The organism is Brevibacterium permense (assembly GCF_025506275.1).
In the GTDB taxonomy this organism is placed as follows: domain Bacteria; phylum Actinomycetota; class Actinomycetes; order Actinomycetales; family Brevibacteriaceae; genus Brevibacterium; species Brevibacterium permense_A.
Map to the genome: position 1 here is coordinate 168,627 of NZ_QYCP01000090.1, position 14,742 is coordinate 183,368.

General features: G+C 63.4%; 17 protein-coding genes. 13 read left to right on the forward strand and 4 right to left on the reverse strand.

Annotated elements, in window-relative coordinates:
* Positions 1 to 8: 8 nt before the first annotated feature.
* The 5 genes from priA to D3I60_RS12290 are packed head-to-tail and all read left to right on the forward strand — an operon-like array spanning position 9 to position 5,050.
* On the forward strand, positions 9 to 746 hold the full coding sequence (gene priA / locus D3I60_RS12270; RefSeq protein ID WP_262776598.1) for a bifunctional 1-(5-phosphoribosyl)-5-((5-phosphoribosylamino)methylideneamino)imidazole-4-carboxamide isomerase/phosphoribosylanthranilate isomerase PriA: 738 nt from the start codon (positions 9 to 11) through the stop codon (positions 744 to 746).
* A gap of 4 nt (positions 747 to 750) precedes the next feature.
* Positions 751 to 1,587 carry an SseB family protein gene (locus D3I60_RS12275; RefSeq protein WP_262776599.1) on the forward strand — a complete coding sequence of 279 codons (837 nt, stop codon included), beginning with the start codon at positions 751 to 753 and terminating at the stop codon, positions 1,585 to 1,587.
* Between the two features lie 46 nt (positions 1,588 to 1,633).
* Positions 1,634 to 2,980 carry a M20 family metallopeptidase gene (locus D3I60_RS12280; RefSeq protein WP_262776600.1) on the forward strand — a complete coding sequence of 449 codons (1,347 nt, stop codon included), beginning with the start codon at positions 1,634 to 1,636 and terminating at the stop codon, positions 2,978 to 2,980.
* 49 nt (positions 2,981 to 3,029) lie between these two features.
* Positions 3,030 to 4,673 carry an AbgT family transporter gene (locus tag D3I60_RS12285; protein ID WP_262776601.1) on the forward strand — a complete coding sequence of 548 codons (1,644 nt, stop codon included), beginning with the start codon at positions 3,030 to 3,032 and terminating at the stop codon, positions 4,671 to 4,673.
* A gap of 2 nt (positions 4,674 to 4,675) precedes the next feature.
* The gene (locus D3I60_RS12290) at positions 4,676 to 5,050 is read left to right on the forward strand and encodes a VOC family protein (RefSeq protein ID WP_262776602.1); all 375 of its coding nucleotides are present in this window, start codon (positions 4,676 to 4,678) and stop codon (positions 5,048 to 5,050) included.
* Between the two features lie 66 nt (positions 5,051 to 5,116).
* Here the strand turns inward: D3I60_RS12290 and D3I60_RS12295 are convergent, their stop codons facing one another.
* Positions 5,117 to 6,133, reverse strand: a complete 1,017-nt coding sequence (locus D3I60_RS12295) for a hypothetical protein (RefSeq protein ID WP_262776603.1) — start codon at positions 6,131 to 6,133, stop codon at positions 5,117 to 5,119.
* A 134-nt stretch (positions 6,134 to 6,267) separates the two neighbouring features.
* Here D3I60_RS12295 and D3I60_RS12300 point away from each other — a divergent pair, with 134 nt between their 5' ends.
* Complete coding sequence (locus tag D3I60_RS12300; RefSeq protein ID WP_262776604.1) at positions 6,268 to 6,981, forward strand: TetR/AcrR family transcriptional regulator; 714 nt, start codon at positions 6,268 to 6,270, stop codon at positions 6,979 to 6,981.
* A gap of 110 nt (positions 6,982 to 7,091) precedes the next feature.
* On the opposite strand, the gene D3I60_RS12305 is transcribed toward D3I60_RS12300, so the two are convergent.
* Positions 7,092 to 7,463 carry a DUF1844 domain-containing protein gene (locus tag D3I60_RS12305; RefSeq protein ID WP_039206663.1) on the reverse strand — a complete coding sequence of 124 codons (372 nt, stop codon included), beginning with the start codon at positions 7,461 to 7,463 and terminating at the stop codon, positions 7,092 to 7,094.
* Positions 7,464 to 7,741: 278 nt separating this feature from the next.
* Here D3I60_RS12305 and infC point away from each other — a divergent pair, with 278 nt between their 5' ends.
* The 5 genes from infC to D3I60_RS12330 all read left to right on the forward strand — a co-directional run bounded on the left by infC (position 7,742) and on the right by D3I60_RS12330 (position 10,645).
* The gene (gene infC, locus D3I60_RS12310; RefSeq protein WP_244882237.1) at positions 7,742 to 8,392 is read left to right on the forward strand and encodes a translation initiation factor IF-3; all 651 of its coding nucleotides are present in this window, start codon (positions 7,742 to 7,744) and stop codon (positions 8,390 to 8,392) included.
* Between the two features lie 100 nt (positions 8,393 to 8,492).
* Positions 8,493 to 8,699: a 50S ribosomal protein L35 gene (gene rpmI / locus D3I60_RS12315; RefSeq protein WP_039206667.1), complete on the forward strand. Its 207-nt coding sequence runs from the start codon at positions 8,493 to 8,495 to the stop codon at positions 8,697 to 8,699.
* A 129-nt stretch (positions 8,700 to 8,828) separates the two neighbouring features.
* The gene (gene rplT / locus D3I60_RS12320) at positions 8,829 to 9,218 is read left to right on the forward strand and encodes a 50S ribosomal protein L20 (RefSeq protein ID WP_039206669.1); all 390 of its coding nucleotides are present in this window, start codon (positions 8,829 to 8,831) and stop codon (positions 9,216 to 9,218) included.
* 169 nt (positions 9,219 to 9,387) lie between these two features.
* Positions 9,388 to 10,209, forward strand: coding sequence for a TrmH family RNA methyltransferase (locus D3I60_RS12325; protein WP_262776605.1), 822 nt, complete (start codon positions 9,388 to 9,390; stop codon positions 10,207 to 10,209).
* A gap of 178 nt (positions 10,210 to 10,387) precedes the next feature.
* Complete coding sequence (locus D3I60_RS12330) at positions 10,388 to 10,645, forward strand: hypothetical protein (RefSeq protein WP_262776606.1); 258 nt, start codon at positions 10,388 to 10,390, stop codon at positions 10,643 to 10,645.
* Positions 10,646 to 10,709: 64 nt separating this feature from the next.
* Here D3I60_RS12330 and D3I60_RS12335 read toward each other — a convergent pair whose 3' ends face one another.
* Positions 10,710 to 11,129 (reverse strand): VOC family protein, encoded by a 420-nt coding sequence (locus tag D3I60_RS12335; protein WP_262776607.1) that lies wholly within the window; start codon positions 11,127 to 11,129, stop codon positions 10,710 to 10,712.
* 73 nt (positions 11,130 to 11,202) lie between these two features.
* Between D3I60_RS12335 and D3I60_RS12340 the strand changes: the two genes are divergently transcribed.
* Positions 11,203 to 11,862, forward strand: coding sequence for a pentapeptide repeat-containing protein (locus D3I60_RS12340; protein ID WP_262776608.1), 660 nt, complete (start codon positions 11,203 to 11,205; stop codon positions 11,860 to 11,862).
* 149 nt (positions 11,863 to 12,011) lie between these two features.
* Positions 12,012 to 12,914: a polysaccharide deacetylase family protein gene (locus tag D3I60_RS12345; protein WP_262776609.1), complete on the forward strand. Its 903-nt coding sequence runs from the start codon at positions 12,012 to 12,014 to the stop codon at positions 12,912 to 12,914.
* A 121-nt stretch (positions 12,915 to 13,035) separates the two neighbouring features.
* On the opposite strand, the gene D3I60_RS12350 is transcribed toward D3I60_RS12345, so the two are convergent.
* Positions 13,036 to 14,667 carry an acetolactate synthase large subunit gene (locus tag D3I60_RS12350; RefSeq protein WP_262776610.1) on the reverse strand — a complete coding sequence of 544 codons (1,632 nt, stop codon included), beginning with the start codon at positions 14,665 to 14,667 and terminating at the stop codon, positions 13,036 to 13,038.
* Between the last annotated feature and the right edge of the window lie 75 nt (positions 14,668 to 14,742).

Consider the following 14,742-nt stretch of genomic DNA (forward strand, 5'->3'; position numbering starts at 1 on the left):
AGGTCACAATGACAGACAGTTCGAACAAGCTGGTCCTCCTCCCCGCCGTCGACGTCGCCGACGGCAAGGCCGTCCGCCTCGTCCAGGGCGAAGCCGGAACCGAAACCGACTACGGTTCACCCATCGACGCCGCTCAGGACTTCGAGAGCCGCGGCGCCGAATGGATCCACCTCGTCGACCTCGACGCCGCCTTCGGGCGCGGTTCGAACTCGGACCTGCTCAACCAGGTCGTCAAGGCCGTGGGGATCAAGGTCGAACTCTCCGGTGGCATCCGTGACACCGAAAGCCTCGAACGCGCACTCGACACCGGAGCCGAGCGCGTCAACATCGGCACCGCCGCCCTGGAGAACCCCGAGTGGACGGCCGAAATGATCTCGCGCTTCGGCGATCAGGTCGCCATCGGCCTCGACGTGCGCGGAACCACCCTGGCCGCCCGTGGCTGGACGAAGGACGGCGGCGACCTCTACGAAGTCCTCGCTTCCCTCGAAGCAGCCGGCTGCTCCCGCTACGTCGTCACCGACGTGCGCAAGGACGGCACCCTGCAGGGACCCAACGTCGACCTGCTCAAGGACCTCGCGCAGAAGACCGACTCGCCGATCGTCGCCTCCGGAGGCGTCTCGAGCCTCGATGACCTGCGTGCCCTCCGTGAGCTCGTGCCCTTCGGCGTCGACTCCGCGATCGTGGGCAAGGCCCTCTACGCGGGCAAGTTCACTCTGGAAGAAGCCCTCGACGTCGCAGGACGGTGAGTCTGTGAGTACCCACTCGCACGAGCCGGACCAGCCGCATGGGCCGGACGAACCCCAGCCCACCGCGTCTGATGCCCAGGCAGGCGAGGCCCACTCCCCGACGGATTCCGCCGGACAGGCGTGGGAGGGCCGGGATCTCAAACCCAACCCGTTCTCCGGTGACACCGGGCTGGCGGATGAGGCGCTGCTGGAGGCCCTGACCCAGGTCGCTCAGACACCCCTGGATCCGGCCGCACACCAGCAGGTCGTCACGGCCCTGTCCGGAGCCAGGCTCTACGCCCCGATCGTGCCGATGGTTCTCGACCAGGAGGTCGGCGAGAACGGACTGATGGCCGACAACTCCTCGGAGATGGCGATGGTTCGCCTCCAGGCCGAGGACGGACGCGAGTGCACCCCGGGATTCTCCGGAATCCCACCGCTGACCGCATGGCATTCCGATGCCCGTCCCGTGCCGATCGAGTCCGAACGGCTCGTCCTCGGGGCGATCGAGGCCGAGTCCCAGCTCGTCGTCCTCGACCCCGGGGCCGAGTCCTCATTCCTGCTTCGCCGCCCCGCCATGTTCGCGTTCGTGCAGTCCCAGCCCTGGACTCCGTCCTGGGCCGACGCCGAGGTGGCTCAGCGACTGCGTGCCATCGCCGAGTCCTTCCCCTGGCTGGCTCGGATCGGTGTGAGCCCCGGCAGCAACAGCGTCCACCTCGGTGGACCGGAACTCGGCATCACACTCGGCGTCGAATCCGAGGTGCCGCCGGAAGAGGTGCGCAGGTTCCAGGAAGCCGTCGCCGGTGACGAGGACCTCGTGGCGAAGATCGACTCTCTGGCCATCCGCCTCGTCGAGGTCTGACCGTCCCGGGCGTGTCAGATCGGCAACGCCTTTATGCTTGTGAACCATGAGCGAAATCCGTGACCTCGGCCACTCGACCACACCGGACGACAGCTACCTCGACGAGATGGCTCGACAGACTCGGGCACGGGCCGAGCAGGCCGCCGAATGGGTCTCCGACTTCACCGGCGCCCCGGAGACGAGCCGTTCCGGCATAGCAGCCGGATTGGATGCAGCTCAGGGCGACCTGACGGATCTGCTCCACACCATCCATGACCTGGCAGAGACCGCCTTCGAGGAGTTCGATTCGGTCGCCGCGATCGCCTCGGTGCTGGAGACGCACGGAGTCGACGTCGAGACCGGCCTCTACGGGGTGAGGACGACGCTGCGGGCGACGACGGGATCCGGTCACGGTCGCACGATCGCGATCCTCGCCGAATACGACGCCCTACCGGAGATCGGACACGCCTGCGGGCACAACATCATCGCCACCGCCGGAGTCGGTGCCTTCCTCGCCATCCACGCACTGTATAAACAGGACCCAGCTGCAGTCCCGGGCACCGTTGTCCTCCTGGGCACCCCGGCTGAAGAAGGACACTCAGGCAAAGAAGTCATGGCCCGGGCCGACGCCTTCGACGGCATCGACGCGGCCATCATGGTCCACGGCTACGGCTACGACTGCGCCGACCAGGTGTGGCTGGGCCGCCGCCTGCTCAAGGTCACATACTCAGGCATCGCCGCCCACGCCTCGGCGCAGCCCTTCATGGGGCGCAACGCCCTCGACGCGGCGAACCTCTTCTACCAGGGGCTCGGCCTGATGCGGCAGCAGATGCCGCCGATCTCCCGCCTGCACGCGGTCATCACCGACGGCGGAACGAGACCGTCGATCATCACCGAAACCGCCACCGTGCAGTGCTACGTCCGTTCGAAATTCCCCGAGACGCTCAAAGAGCTCTCCGACCGGGTCGAGGACGCGGCGAAGGGTGCCGCGCTGATGACCGGCACCGGCGTCACCGTCGACTGGGACGAACATCCGCCCTCACTTCCCGTGCGCACGAATTCGACGCTGACCGCCCGTTGGGCCGAACACGAACAGACGCGCGGTCGCCAACCGCTTCCCGCCGGTGTCCTCGACGAATCGATTGCCGCATCCACGGACTTCGGCAATGTCTCCTATCGGATTCCCGGCATCCATCCGCTCATCAAGACCGCCGACGCCGAGGTGGCGCTGCACACCCGTGAATTCGCCGCAGCCACCAAGACCCCTGCCGCCGAATCCGCGGCACTCGACGGGGCCTACGGCCTCGCGTGCACCGCCCTGGACTTCCTCGTCGACGATGCCCTCGCCGCCGAGGTGACCGAAGAATTCGCCCGCGACGGTGGAGCCATCGACGTCGAGCACTTCTTCGACTGAGATCGTCCCGCCGCACCCAGACCCGCGCCATCGAAGAGAAGGACCGCTCATGTCGACGACGACAGATGGGAAAGTCGGTTTCGGCCAGCGCACGCTGGACTGGATCGAACGCATCGGAAACAAGCTGCCCGAACCGTTCACGCTGTTCCTCGGGCTGTTCATCATCACTGGCCTCGTCTCCACGGCGATGGCCATGGCCGATGTCACCGTGGCCATTCCCGGCGGCGACGAGACCATCGCGATCAAGGGCCTGTTCACCGGGGAGGGCCTGTCGTGGCTGACCACGACGATGGGAGACAACTATATCGGCTTCCCACCTTTGGCTACGGTGCTCCCGATCCTGCTCGCTGTTGGTGTGGCCGAGAAGTCGGGAATGCTCGCAGCCGCCGTGCGAATCGCCTTCGGCAAGAGCCCGAAGTGGCTGCTGCCATACGCCGTCGGCTTCGTCGGCGTGGTCGGGTCGATCATGGCCGATTCGGCCTTCGTCATCATCCCGCCTCTGGCTGCACTCGTGTTCAAGGCCGCCGGGCGGCATCCGATGGCCGGTCTCATCGGCGGGTTCGCCGCCACCGGTGCCGGATATTCGACGTCGATCGTCCCCACGAGCCTCGACGCGCTGTTCGCTGGGATCACCACCTCGGTGATGGAGACCCTGCCGAACACCGACTACACAGCGGTCAACCCGGTATCGAACTACTACTTCAACATCGCCTCGTCGATCGTGCTTGCCGTCATCGCCGGGTTCATCATCGATCGGCTCATCGAACCGAACATGGTGCGCAAGGGAGTGCCCCGCGAATACGCGACCGCCTCGGGGAGCGGCCTGGCACGCGAATACCAAGCAACTGACAGCCCCTACGGGGATGCCTCGGCGAAGTCAGATGGCTCCGATGACGGCGATGCCACCGAGATCAAGGCCGAACTCCAACCGGAGGAGAAACGCGGACTGATCTGGTCGCTGGTGGCGGCATTGCTACTGACAGCGGTGATCCTGTTCTCCGTGCTTATCCCGAATTCCCCGTGGCGGAACGAGGACGGCGGATTCCTCCCGGAATCTCCGCTGCTGTCGTCGATCGTGTTCATCGTCTTTGCCTACTTCATGCTCATGGGCGTCGTCTACGGTTTCGTCGTGCGTACTGTGCGGTCGATGAATGACTTGGTGAGGATGATGAGCCAGTCGATCATCGACATGATGTCATTCCTCATCCTCGCGTTCATCCTCGGCCAGTTCATCGCCCTGTTCAACTGGACCGGCATCGGTTCGTGGATCGCCGTCGCGGGTGCTTCGGGACTCGAGGCGATCGGGCTGACCGGGTTCCCCGCGGTCATCGGCTTCATGCTCTTGGCCAGCGTGCTCAACCTTTTCATCATCTCCGGTTCGTCGATGTGGACGCTCATGGCTGCCGTGTTCGTCCCGCTGTTCTCCCTGCTGGGCTACGAACCGGCGTTCATCCAGGCCGGGTTCCGCGTCGGTGACTCGGCCACTCAGGTCATCACCCCACTCAATCCGTACATGATCGTCCTCCTCGGCCTCGTTCGCCGGTATGAACCGAATGCCGGGCTGGGCACGGTGATCTCGCGGATGTTCCCGTTTGTCATCCCGTTCTGGCTGGCTTGGGCAGTCCTACTGGGTATCTGGTTCGTCTTCGACTTGCCGCTGGGACCGGGCAACGGGATCCATCTCGGAGGCTGATCATGGTGAGTCGAATTGGGGATCTCGTAGTCAAATCCCGAAACCCAGATCGGCTGAGCCGATTCTGGTGCGAAGCGCTGGGGTGCGAAATTGCTGCCACGGATGAAACTGGGATCGCAATCTCTGGGGCACCGAATGCTCCGACCATTCTCTTCGAGCGTTCGAACGATTCATTTGGGGACAGCGTTCTGCATCTCGACCTTTGTCCTACTGACCGCAGCCAGGCGGCCGAGCTGGAAAGACTTGTGGCGTTGGGGGCGACGAAGACTGACGTCGTGCCGTCAGGAAGCTGGCACGTCCTCGCTGACCCTGAAGGCAACAAGTTCTGTCTCATGGCCAAGCGCATCCCAGCGGAGCCAGAAGACTTCCACGATTGAGAAAGAGTCCTACCTGACACAGTGGTCGTACGCAATGATGTCACCGCCGTCTCCACGTGACCCGGCTCAGAGCATCTGCCGCACGCCTTCGCGCCAGTCGGTTGCGCCGACCTCGGTGGCGAGTTCTCCCGGGGTGATGACGCAGGGTTCGTACCAGATCGGTGCCAGCTGGTTGAGCTCATAGAAGGAGCGTTCGAACGTACCGATGGCACGGGTCGCCCAACGTGGGACCGAGAGCGGACGCTTGTGCTTCTGCCCAAGAGTGTCCGCGGTGAAGTCGGCGATCTCGGCCAGTATCGGATTTGATGCCGGTGCGATCCGCAGCTGGTGGGTCCCCGCGGGGACGCCTTTCAGATCCTCTGCCACCCGGATCATGGCGGATGCGTGATCGGCGATGACAGTGATTCCGTGAGGGACATCAGTCCGTGCCGGCACCATGGCCCGTCGCCCGTGTGAGATCGGCTCGGTGATGCACATGCGCACGACCGACGACCATTTCTCCGCGGTCCTCCCGAGCAGATCACCGGCGATGACGCTCGCACTGGTCGCTGCGTGAGCGTCACGGGCCTCGATGAGCTGCTGCCGGATACGACCCTTGTCCTCGACCGGGGCGAAGGGTGACGACTCGGTGATCGGTGAGCTGAGGCCGGCGAAAGCATAGACCGATTCCGGGAAGACCACGGGAATGTCGAGCTCGGCGGCGGTGTCAAGGATCGCCGCATCGAGCAGGGGGAGGACCTGCTCCCACTTCCTGCTGTCGTAGGGGGCATGTGCGCAGGCGAAGATCACATCGACTCCGACAGCAGCCTCGGTCAACTGTGCGCGGTCGCTGGCATCGGCTTTGACATGGACCGGACCGCAGACCGTCGTCGGACCAGATGAGGTGTGAGTCGAATGAGCGGGAAGCGTGCCGTTGGGATGTGTGTCAGAGACGGTGCCCGAGGCTGCGTCTTTCGAGAGTGCGGCGCCCGACGTACCGCCGCCCGAACGGGTTGCAATGCGGACGGCGACTCCGGCTTCAGCGAGTTGGGTGGCGACCTCCGAGCCGATCTGTCCGTTGCCGATGATGAGTGCTGTTCTCATGGCGAGTCCTTCCGATGGTGGGCCATGGATTGAGAGAGCGGTGCTCTCGGATTTCAGCGTAGGCCTCGGAGCGACTCAAATCAAGAGCAGTGCTCACTATTGTTATCTTTGCTCTCGGATCGTAGGGTGAAGGCATGACGGAGACGACCCCACGACAGCGCGCCCGAATCGAGACGGAAGCCCAGATCGCCGCGATCGGCAACCGGATGGTCGACGACGACGGTGTCGACGGACTGTCGCTGAGGGCGATCGCTCGAGAGCTCGGAGTCGTCTCCAGCGCGGTCTACCGGTACGTGAAGAGCCGCGATGAACTGCTGACGATCCTGATTCGCGATGCCTTCACTCAGATCGCCGACGCGGTCGACGAGGCGCTGGCTGGTCACCGCAGTGTCGAGACCCTGGCCCTGGCGATGCTCGAGTGGTCGAGGGGGCATCCGAACCGGTGGGCGCTCATCTACGGCACGCCGATCACTGACTATGAGGCTCCGCGTGAGCAGACTGTGGTGCCGGGAACGCGGATCATGGTGAAACTCGCGGAGATGGTCGCAGAAACTCGGAACGACGCCGAGGCGGCACCTGAGAGTGGTGCGAAACCGAGAGGATCAGTGGCGACGAGTGAGTCGAGCGGCAGGCAGCGGCAAAGCATGGTAGCGGCGCTGCAGCCGCTGCGACAGGGACTCGACGAACTCGGTCTCGACTATGACGATCACGTGATCTTGGAGACCATCACGATCTGGGTCGCTGTCGTCGGGTTGATCAACGGTCTGCGGTTCGGTCAGTTCGGGCCGGGATTCGACGACGTCGAAGACGATCTGATGTCCGGAGTGGTGAGCCGCCTCGGCGAGTAACCCGGTGGGAGTCCGTGTGGAACTGCCCGGCCACCTCGGTGAATGAGGATATGACAACGGCCCTCGATCGTTGATCGAGGGCCGTTGTGTGAACGGTGAGTGGGGGAGTGTCAGCGGACGGGGCCGGTGAACTTCTCTCCGGGGCCTTCGCCGGGGGCGTCGGGGTATTCCGAGGCTTCGCGGAAGGCCAGCTGCAGGCTGCGCAGTCCGTCGCGCAGCGGGCGGGCATGGTGGTCGCCGATGACGGTGGCGGCACCGGTGACGAAGCCGGCCAGTGCGGTGATGAGCTTGCGGGCCTCGTCGAGGTCCTGGAGGTCGGCGCCGCGACCTTCGGCGGTGTCCTCGGCCAGGCCGCACTTGACGGCGGCGGCGGACATGAGATGGACGGCGCTGGAGGTGATGACCTCGACAGCGGGGACCTCGGCGATGTCGCGCGTAACGTCGGCGATCGCCTCAGCGGGAACAGATTCTTCAGAACTCATGCCATAAGCTTGACATATAAATCAATGCGGCGATCACACCAGGGCCTCGATGTGCGAAGAGTCATGAAGCGTAGTACACTGGTAGCTGGTGCGAAGCGGAGTCTGTCTCCCACCTTGATCGCGAAGAGCGATCGGGTCCAAAGATCTGTCCGTCAGGCGTAGTCTGATCGGGTGCAGATCGAGGTGTATTCACTGAACGTACGTCTACCGTACTGCTCGTGTGTGCAGGCTCCCTTGGCATGTGTCAACGGGAGCCTTTTTCGTTGTCACGACCACATTTGAGCAAAAGGAGTGAACACATCAGCGAGACGCGCATCAATGACCGGATTCGGGTTCCCGAGGTCCGGTTGGTCGGACCCAATGGTGAACAGGTCGGTATCGTTGCCATTCGCAAGGCACTCGATCTCGCCGGTGAGGCAGGCCTCGACCTCGTCGAGGTAGCACCACAGGCGAAGCCACCCGTAGCCAAGCTCATGGACTACGGAAAATTCAAATACGAATCTGCCCAGAAGGCCAGAGAAGCCCGGAAGAACCAGGCGAACACTGCGCTGAAGGAGATCCGCTTCCGTCTCAAGATCGACGAACACGATTACGAGACGAAGAAGGGCCACGTCACCCGCTTCCTCGAGGGCGGCGACAAGGTCAAGGTCATGATCATGTTCCGCGGACGTGAGCAGTCCCGTCCCGAGATGGGCATCAAGTTGCTCAACCGCTTGGCCGAAGATGTGTCCGACCTTGGCTCCGTCGAATCCTCACCGCGAGTCGACGGACGCAACATGGTGATGGTCATCGCCCCGCACAAGTCAAAGTCTGACGCCAAGGCGGAGGCCCGGAAGGCATCAGCAGATGCCAAGGGCAAGTCCGCTGAGGTGAAGTCCCGACGCGATCGGGTGGCTGCAGAGAAGAACTCGGCTCGCCCGGACGCGTGAGAAATTAAGTACGTCGCGTTCCAGGCCCGTCCTGGTCTGTGCGTGTGAAGTAGTTGCCAGCGGTTGACGCGGGCAACGAATTGCAAAGGAGAACGGCACTATGCCGAAGCAGAAGACGAACAGCAGCGCCAAGAAGCGCATGCGCGTGACTGGCAGTGGCAAGATCATGCGTGAAGGCGTGAACAACCAGCACAAGTTCGAGGGCAAGTCCTCGGCTCGTAAGCGCCGCGTGTCCACCGACCAGGAACTCACCGGCGGCGACCGCGCCATGGCCCGCAAGCTTCTGGGCAAGCTCAAGGGCAGGTGAGACCCCCTTTCGGGTCTTTCTTTCCCGGACATTCTCCGGGATCTCCCACGGGCAGTCGACCTCGGCTGTCTCAGCTTGAACCAGAGTCCGGCACCGCCGGCAGATACGAACTTTTCAAAGGAGTAACACGTGGCACGTGTGAAGAGAGCGGTCAACGCTCACAAGAAGCGCCGGGTCATCCTCGACCGGGCAAGCGGCTACCGCGGACAGCGCTCGCGCCTGTACCGTAAGGCCAAGGAACAGGTCATCCACTCGCTGGTCTACAGCTACCGGGACCGTCGCAAGCGCAAGGGCGACTTCCGTCGTCTCTGGATCCAGCGCATCAACGCCGGCGCCCGCGCCAACGGTATGACCTACAACCGTTTCATCCAGGGCCTCAAGGCCGCTGGAGTCGAGGTCGACCGTCGCATGCTCGCCGAGCTCGCCGTGAACGACTCGGCCACCTTCGCGCACCTGGTCAAGGTCGCCAAGGAAGCACTTCCTGCTGACGTCAACGCAGCGAAGACCGACGCCGCCTGAGCAGCGTCTTATCAAGACTCCGGTCACACAGTGACTGACCGATCGCCTCGGTGATCGACGACGGCCCCGAACTTCAGGTTCGGGGCCGTCGGTCTTTCTGCCAGGACCTGCCTGGCTCCCAACTCAGCTTCCGCCTCTTCAGCACACAACGGATCGAGAACACGGTTTCATGAAACTCCCTGACGTCATCTCCTCACCTCAGTCGAAGCGGATCAAGAACGCCGCGAAGCTGCTCAAGCGCCGAGACCGCAAGGCCACGGGGCAGTTCCTCGTCGAGGGTCCGCAGGCCGTCCGTGAGGCACTGGCGCGCAAGGGCTCCGTCCTCGAGCTCTTCATCACCGAGGAGGCCGCCGAGGAGCATCCCTCGTTTGTCTCCACGGCCAAGCTCGGGCGTATGCAGTGCAGCATCGTCACCCCCGAGGTGCTCACCGAGCTCGCCTCGACCGTGAACTCTCAGGGTGTCGTTGCCGTGTGCAACGCCCTCGATGTGGAACTGACCTCCGTGCTCGACAAGGACGCGCAGCTCGTCGTCGTCCTGTCACAGGTGCGCGACCCGGGCAACGCCGGCACGATCATTCGCCTGGCCGATGCCGCAGGGGCCGACGCCGTGGTGCTGACGTCGTCGTCGGTCGATGTCTACAACGACAAGGTCGTGCGGTCGACTGCCGGCTCACTCTTCCACATTCCCGTCGTCACCGGAGTCGGACTCTCCGAGGTGACCGAACTGGCCCGTGCGCGCGGCCTGCAAGTGCTTGCCGCCGATGCGAACGATGAAGCGCACGATCTGCACCACCCGTGGGAAACCGGTCTCGACCTCACCGCACGGACCGCCTGGGTCTTCGGCAACGAAGCGTGGGGGATGAGCGCCGAGGATCTGGAGCTGTGCGATTCGTCCGTGGCCGTCCCGATCTACGGCTCGGCCGAGAGCCTCAACCTCGGCACCGCCGCCGGCGTGTGCATCTACGAGAGCGCCCGCAACCAGCGGATGTGAGGGGCTAGTTGGTCCCGGCGGCTTGGGGAAGGTGCTCGTTTCTGTCTGGATGAACTGCGGACGTGGTTCAATTCTGCGCCGATCTGCGCTACTGTGACGACAAGTGACCTAGTTGAGAAACAGCAGCAGTCAGGGCGGTGAGACGAGCGTGGTTGAGTTAGCCGAGGCGCCGAAATCATTGTCAACACTGCGAAGTCATCACCTCAAAGACGCGGTCGAATCGGTCGTCGTCTTCTCCACAGTTGCGGGGATCTTCTGGCTCCTCGATTTCGGCACGGGTGCTTCACCGTCGGTACCGCAGCTGTTGGTCACGGTGACGGTGCCTGCTGCACTTCTCAAGGAATATGTCGTCTACGCCTCAGCAGTGAAGAGACTGGGTTTCATCGATGTTCCGAAGGCGGCTATGGCGGACACCTCAGCGTCCTACCGATACTGAATCGCGGACGACTCTGAGTTCATTGTGCGCGAACGCCTTCCGTGACGGGCTGCGGAACACGAACCTATTCCGCCGTAGCCGCAGCTTTCGCCGTCTGCTCGTTGGCGACGAGTTCCCAGATGTAGCCGTCGAGGTCAGCGAAGTAGCCCATGTACGATCCATCGACGTCCTGACCTCCATCGGCTGATCCACCAGCGGCGACAGCACGGTCAAGCACCTCATCGATTTCAGCACGCGTGGCGAACGCACAGGAAATGATGCTGGCGCCCGGGACAGGGTTCTTCGAGCCGGGCCGGCCTGAGAGCTCGAGGTACTGGCCGTACTCGTCTGCGGTGATGAAGAAGATCGACAGATTGGGCAGTTCGAAGGCGACGATGCCGTCCTCCACACCGTCGGTTTCGAGTCCGAGTCCATCGGCATAGAAGTTCGCGGTGGCCTGCGGATCGGCGACGGGCAATGACAGGATCGTTGTCAGTGGCTTCATGCCTGCAGTCTAGTGGGGACGAACACGGTTGGGCAGTGGCAGCCGTGTCACCAGCAGCAGTTAAGGTGGCCCCATGACCACGGAGACGCCACGCCCACCGAAGCTCAACCTCGGCGATCTGGTTGGGGGTTACCTCGGCGATATCGGTCCAGAGGAATTCCTCGAAGGGATGGAGTTCACTGATCTCGATCTCGCCGAGGTAGACGCCACCCAAGCGACATTCCTTGACTGCCGATGGGCGAACGTCAATTTCGGTGGTGTCGAGGCTCCGATCGCCCTCACCGGAGCCAGGATCTCCGGCACGGAGATCACGGACTGCCGCGCCGACACCTGGAGCATGCCCCGGGGAAGCCTGCTGCACACCGAGATCTCCGGAACACGGATCGGGGCCGGTGTCGTCTATGACAGCGTGTGGGAAAAGGTGCGATTCATCAACTGCCGCATCTCCTACCTCAACCTGCGTGAGTCGAAGCTCACCGACGTCGAGTTCCACGACTGCAAGATCGACGAGATCGACCTCGACCGAGCCAAGGTCAGCCGGGTCGCATTTCCGGGAAGCAGCGTAGGCGTCTTCCAATGCGAAGGCGCCACCCTCGGTAATGTTGATATCCGGGGACTGGAACCGCACAAGATCTCCGGCGTGCACTCATTGCGCGGAGCGACCATCGACGATACCCAGCTCATGCTCTTCGCCGACCTCTTCGCCTCGGAACTCGGCATCTCCGTAGAGTGAGGGTGCGCCGTCTAGCGGAGAAGCACGCTCTCTGACCTGGTGAGACACCCATTGCGCAGATCACTCTTCGGTGAAAGACTCACAGCATCGCGGCATTCGCCCGCATCGAATCCGCGTTCTCACTTTCGAATCGACGGAGGATGCGCAAAATGGCCAAAGAGATTTTCGTTTCACTCGGCATCGACATCGACGCAGTGTCAGGCTGGCTCGGTTCCTACGGTGGGGAGGACTCACCCTCGGACATCCAGAGGGGCATCTTCGCCGGCGAGATCGGAGTTCCTCGCCTTCTGAAGATGCTCAAACGCCGCGACCTCAAGGCAAGCTGGTTCATCCCCGGTCATTCGCTCGAGACCTTCCCCGACCAATGCAAGATGGTGCTCGACGACGGACATGAGATCGGCGCCCACGGCTACAGCCACGAGAACCCCGTCGCGATGACGAATCGTCAGGAAGACATCGTCATGGAGAAGTCAGTCGAGCTCATCACGAACCTCACCGGCAGCCAGCCGCGCGGTTACGTCGCCCCATGGTGGGAACTGAGCGCATACACTCCAGAGCTGCTGAAGAAGTTCGGTTTCGACTACGACCACAGCCAGAGCCACAAGGATTTCGTGCCGTACTACTCCATCGCCGGCGACGAATGGACCCCGATCGACTACTCGCAGTCGCCGGAGACCTGGATGAAGCCGCTCAAACACGATCAGGAGATCGATCTCGTTGAGATCGCCGCAAACTGGTACGTCGACGACCTGCCTCCGATGCTGTTCGTGAAGAGCAGCCCTAACAGCCACGGCTTCGTCAACCCGCGCGATATCGAGACCCTGTGGCGCGACCAGTTCGACTGGGTCTACCGCGAACTCGACTATGCGATCTTCCCGATTACGATCCACCCGGACGTGTCCGGCCGTCCGCAGGTGCTGCTCATGCTCGAACGACTGCTGGACTACATCGGCGGGCACGACGGGGTGAAGATCGTGACCATGGGCGAGATCGCTGATGACTTCCGGGCACGCTATCCGTTCGAGTCACCTGAACGCCCACCGGCGTACTGAGCCTCCGTTACGAAATTCTCCAGGAACTCGAAGAGCGCCCCAGCCGAGTCGACCTCGGCTGGGGCTCTCGGCGGGTCAGCGCCTTCTGCTTGCACGCGCCGATCGATTCACCCGACGCGCCTCACCGCTTCCCCAACTCGTCGATGAGCACGCGCTTGTTCTCCGAGTAGTCGATGGGCACGACCACGACGTGCACACCACCGGCCTCGAACGCATTCTCCAGGGCGTCGCTGATGCTGTCGACATCCTCGACGCGGGTACCAATGGCCCCATACGACTCCGCGTACTTGACGAAGTCGGGGTTGCCGAAAGTCAGACCGAAGTCCGGCATACCGTCACATTCCTGCTTCCAGCGGATCATGCCGTAGGCGTTGTCCTCGAGGACGACCACGACGAGGTCCAACCCGAGCCTGACAGCGGTCTCCAGCTCCTGGCTGTTCATCATGAACCCGCCGTCGCCGACCACGGCCATGACGCGACGCTCCGGGTAGGTCAGCTTCGCCCCTATCGCCGACGGCAGCCCGGCGCCCATCGTCGCCAGAGCATTGTCGAGCAGCAGGGTGTTCGCCCTGGTCGTGCGGTAGTTGCGGGCGAACCAGATCTTGTACATTCCGTTGTCGAGGGCCACGATCCCGTCGGTCGGCACGACGTCACGGACCTCCTGGACGATCCGCTGCGGGATGAACCGATCCTCATCTGCTCCCTCGTGGATCTTGATGAGGATCTCATTACGCATCGGCAGGAGCGCCTCGGCGGTGGGTACGGGACCGCCGAGCGCCTCGGCGAGCCTCTCCAGGGACGGACCCAGGTCACCGATGACCTCGAACTGCGGGAAATACACCTGCTCGACGATGGCGGGACGGTACCCGATGTGCACGACGGTCGGCCCGGTCTCGTCCATCGTGAACGGCGGCTTCTCCGTCGTATCGTGACCAATGGTGACAATGACGTCGGCCGCATCGATCGCGTCGTGTACGTAGTCACCGGACGTCAGAGCCGCCGTGCCCATGTACAGATCCGACGCGCCCGTCACCGACCCCTTGCCCATCTGCGTGGTGACGTAGGGGATGCGCATCTCAGCGACGAAACGCGACAGAGCCTCACTGCACGAGGCCCGGGATGCATCCGCACCGAGCATGAGCAGCGGATTCTTCGCCTCCTTGATGACGTTCGCGGCGTTCGCGATCGCCGTCTCCCCGGCGACGGGACGACCGTTCGTATGCGGTTCGATGAGCTCGAACCCTTCGACCGGCATCCCCGCGATGTCCTCGGGCAGCTCGAGGTGCACCGGTCCCGGACGCTCGGCCTGAGCGGCGCGGAAGGCTTCCCGGACCATCGTGGGAATCATGGCCGCCGAGGTGATCTGCTTGCTCACCTTCGTCAGCGGATCCATCGTCGCCACAGTGTTGACCATCTGGAACGCCGCCTGCTCGGCCGTGCGGATGCCCTTCTGGCCGGTGATCATGATGACCGGCATCCCGCCGAGGTGGGCGTACGCAGCCCCGGTCGCCAGGTTGAGTGCGCCCGGCCCCAAGGTCGTGAGCACCACACCGGGTTTGCCCGTCAGCCGACCGTAGGTGGCGGCCATGAACGCGGCCGCCTGCTCGTGGCGGGTGAGGATGAGTTCGATCGATGAGTTCCGCAGGGAGTCGACGAAGTCGAGGTTCTCCTCACCGGGAATGCCGAAGATCCGCTCGACGCCCTCGTTCTCCAGGGCTCTGACCATGACATCTGATGCACGTTGAGTCGTCATGGTTCCGACCCTACGCTTTTGTCGCCTCGATCCCTATGACCGGCCCCACACCACCGGCACCGAGGCGGCCCACCC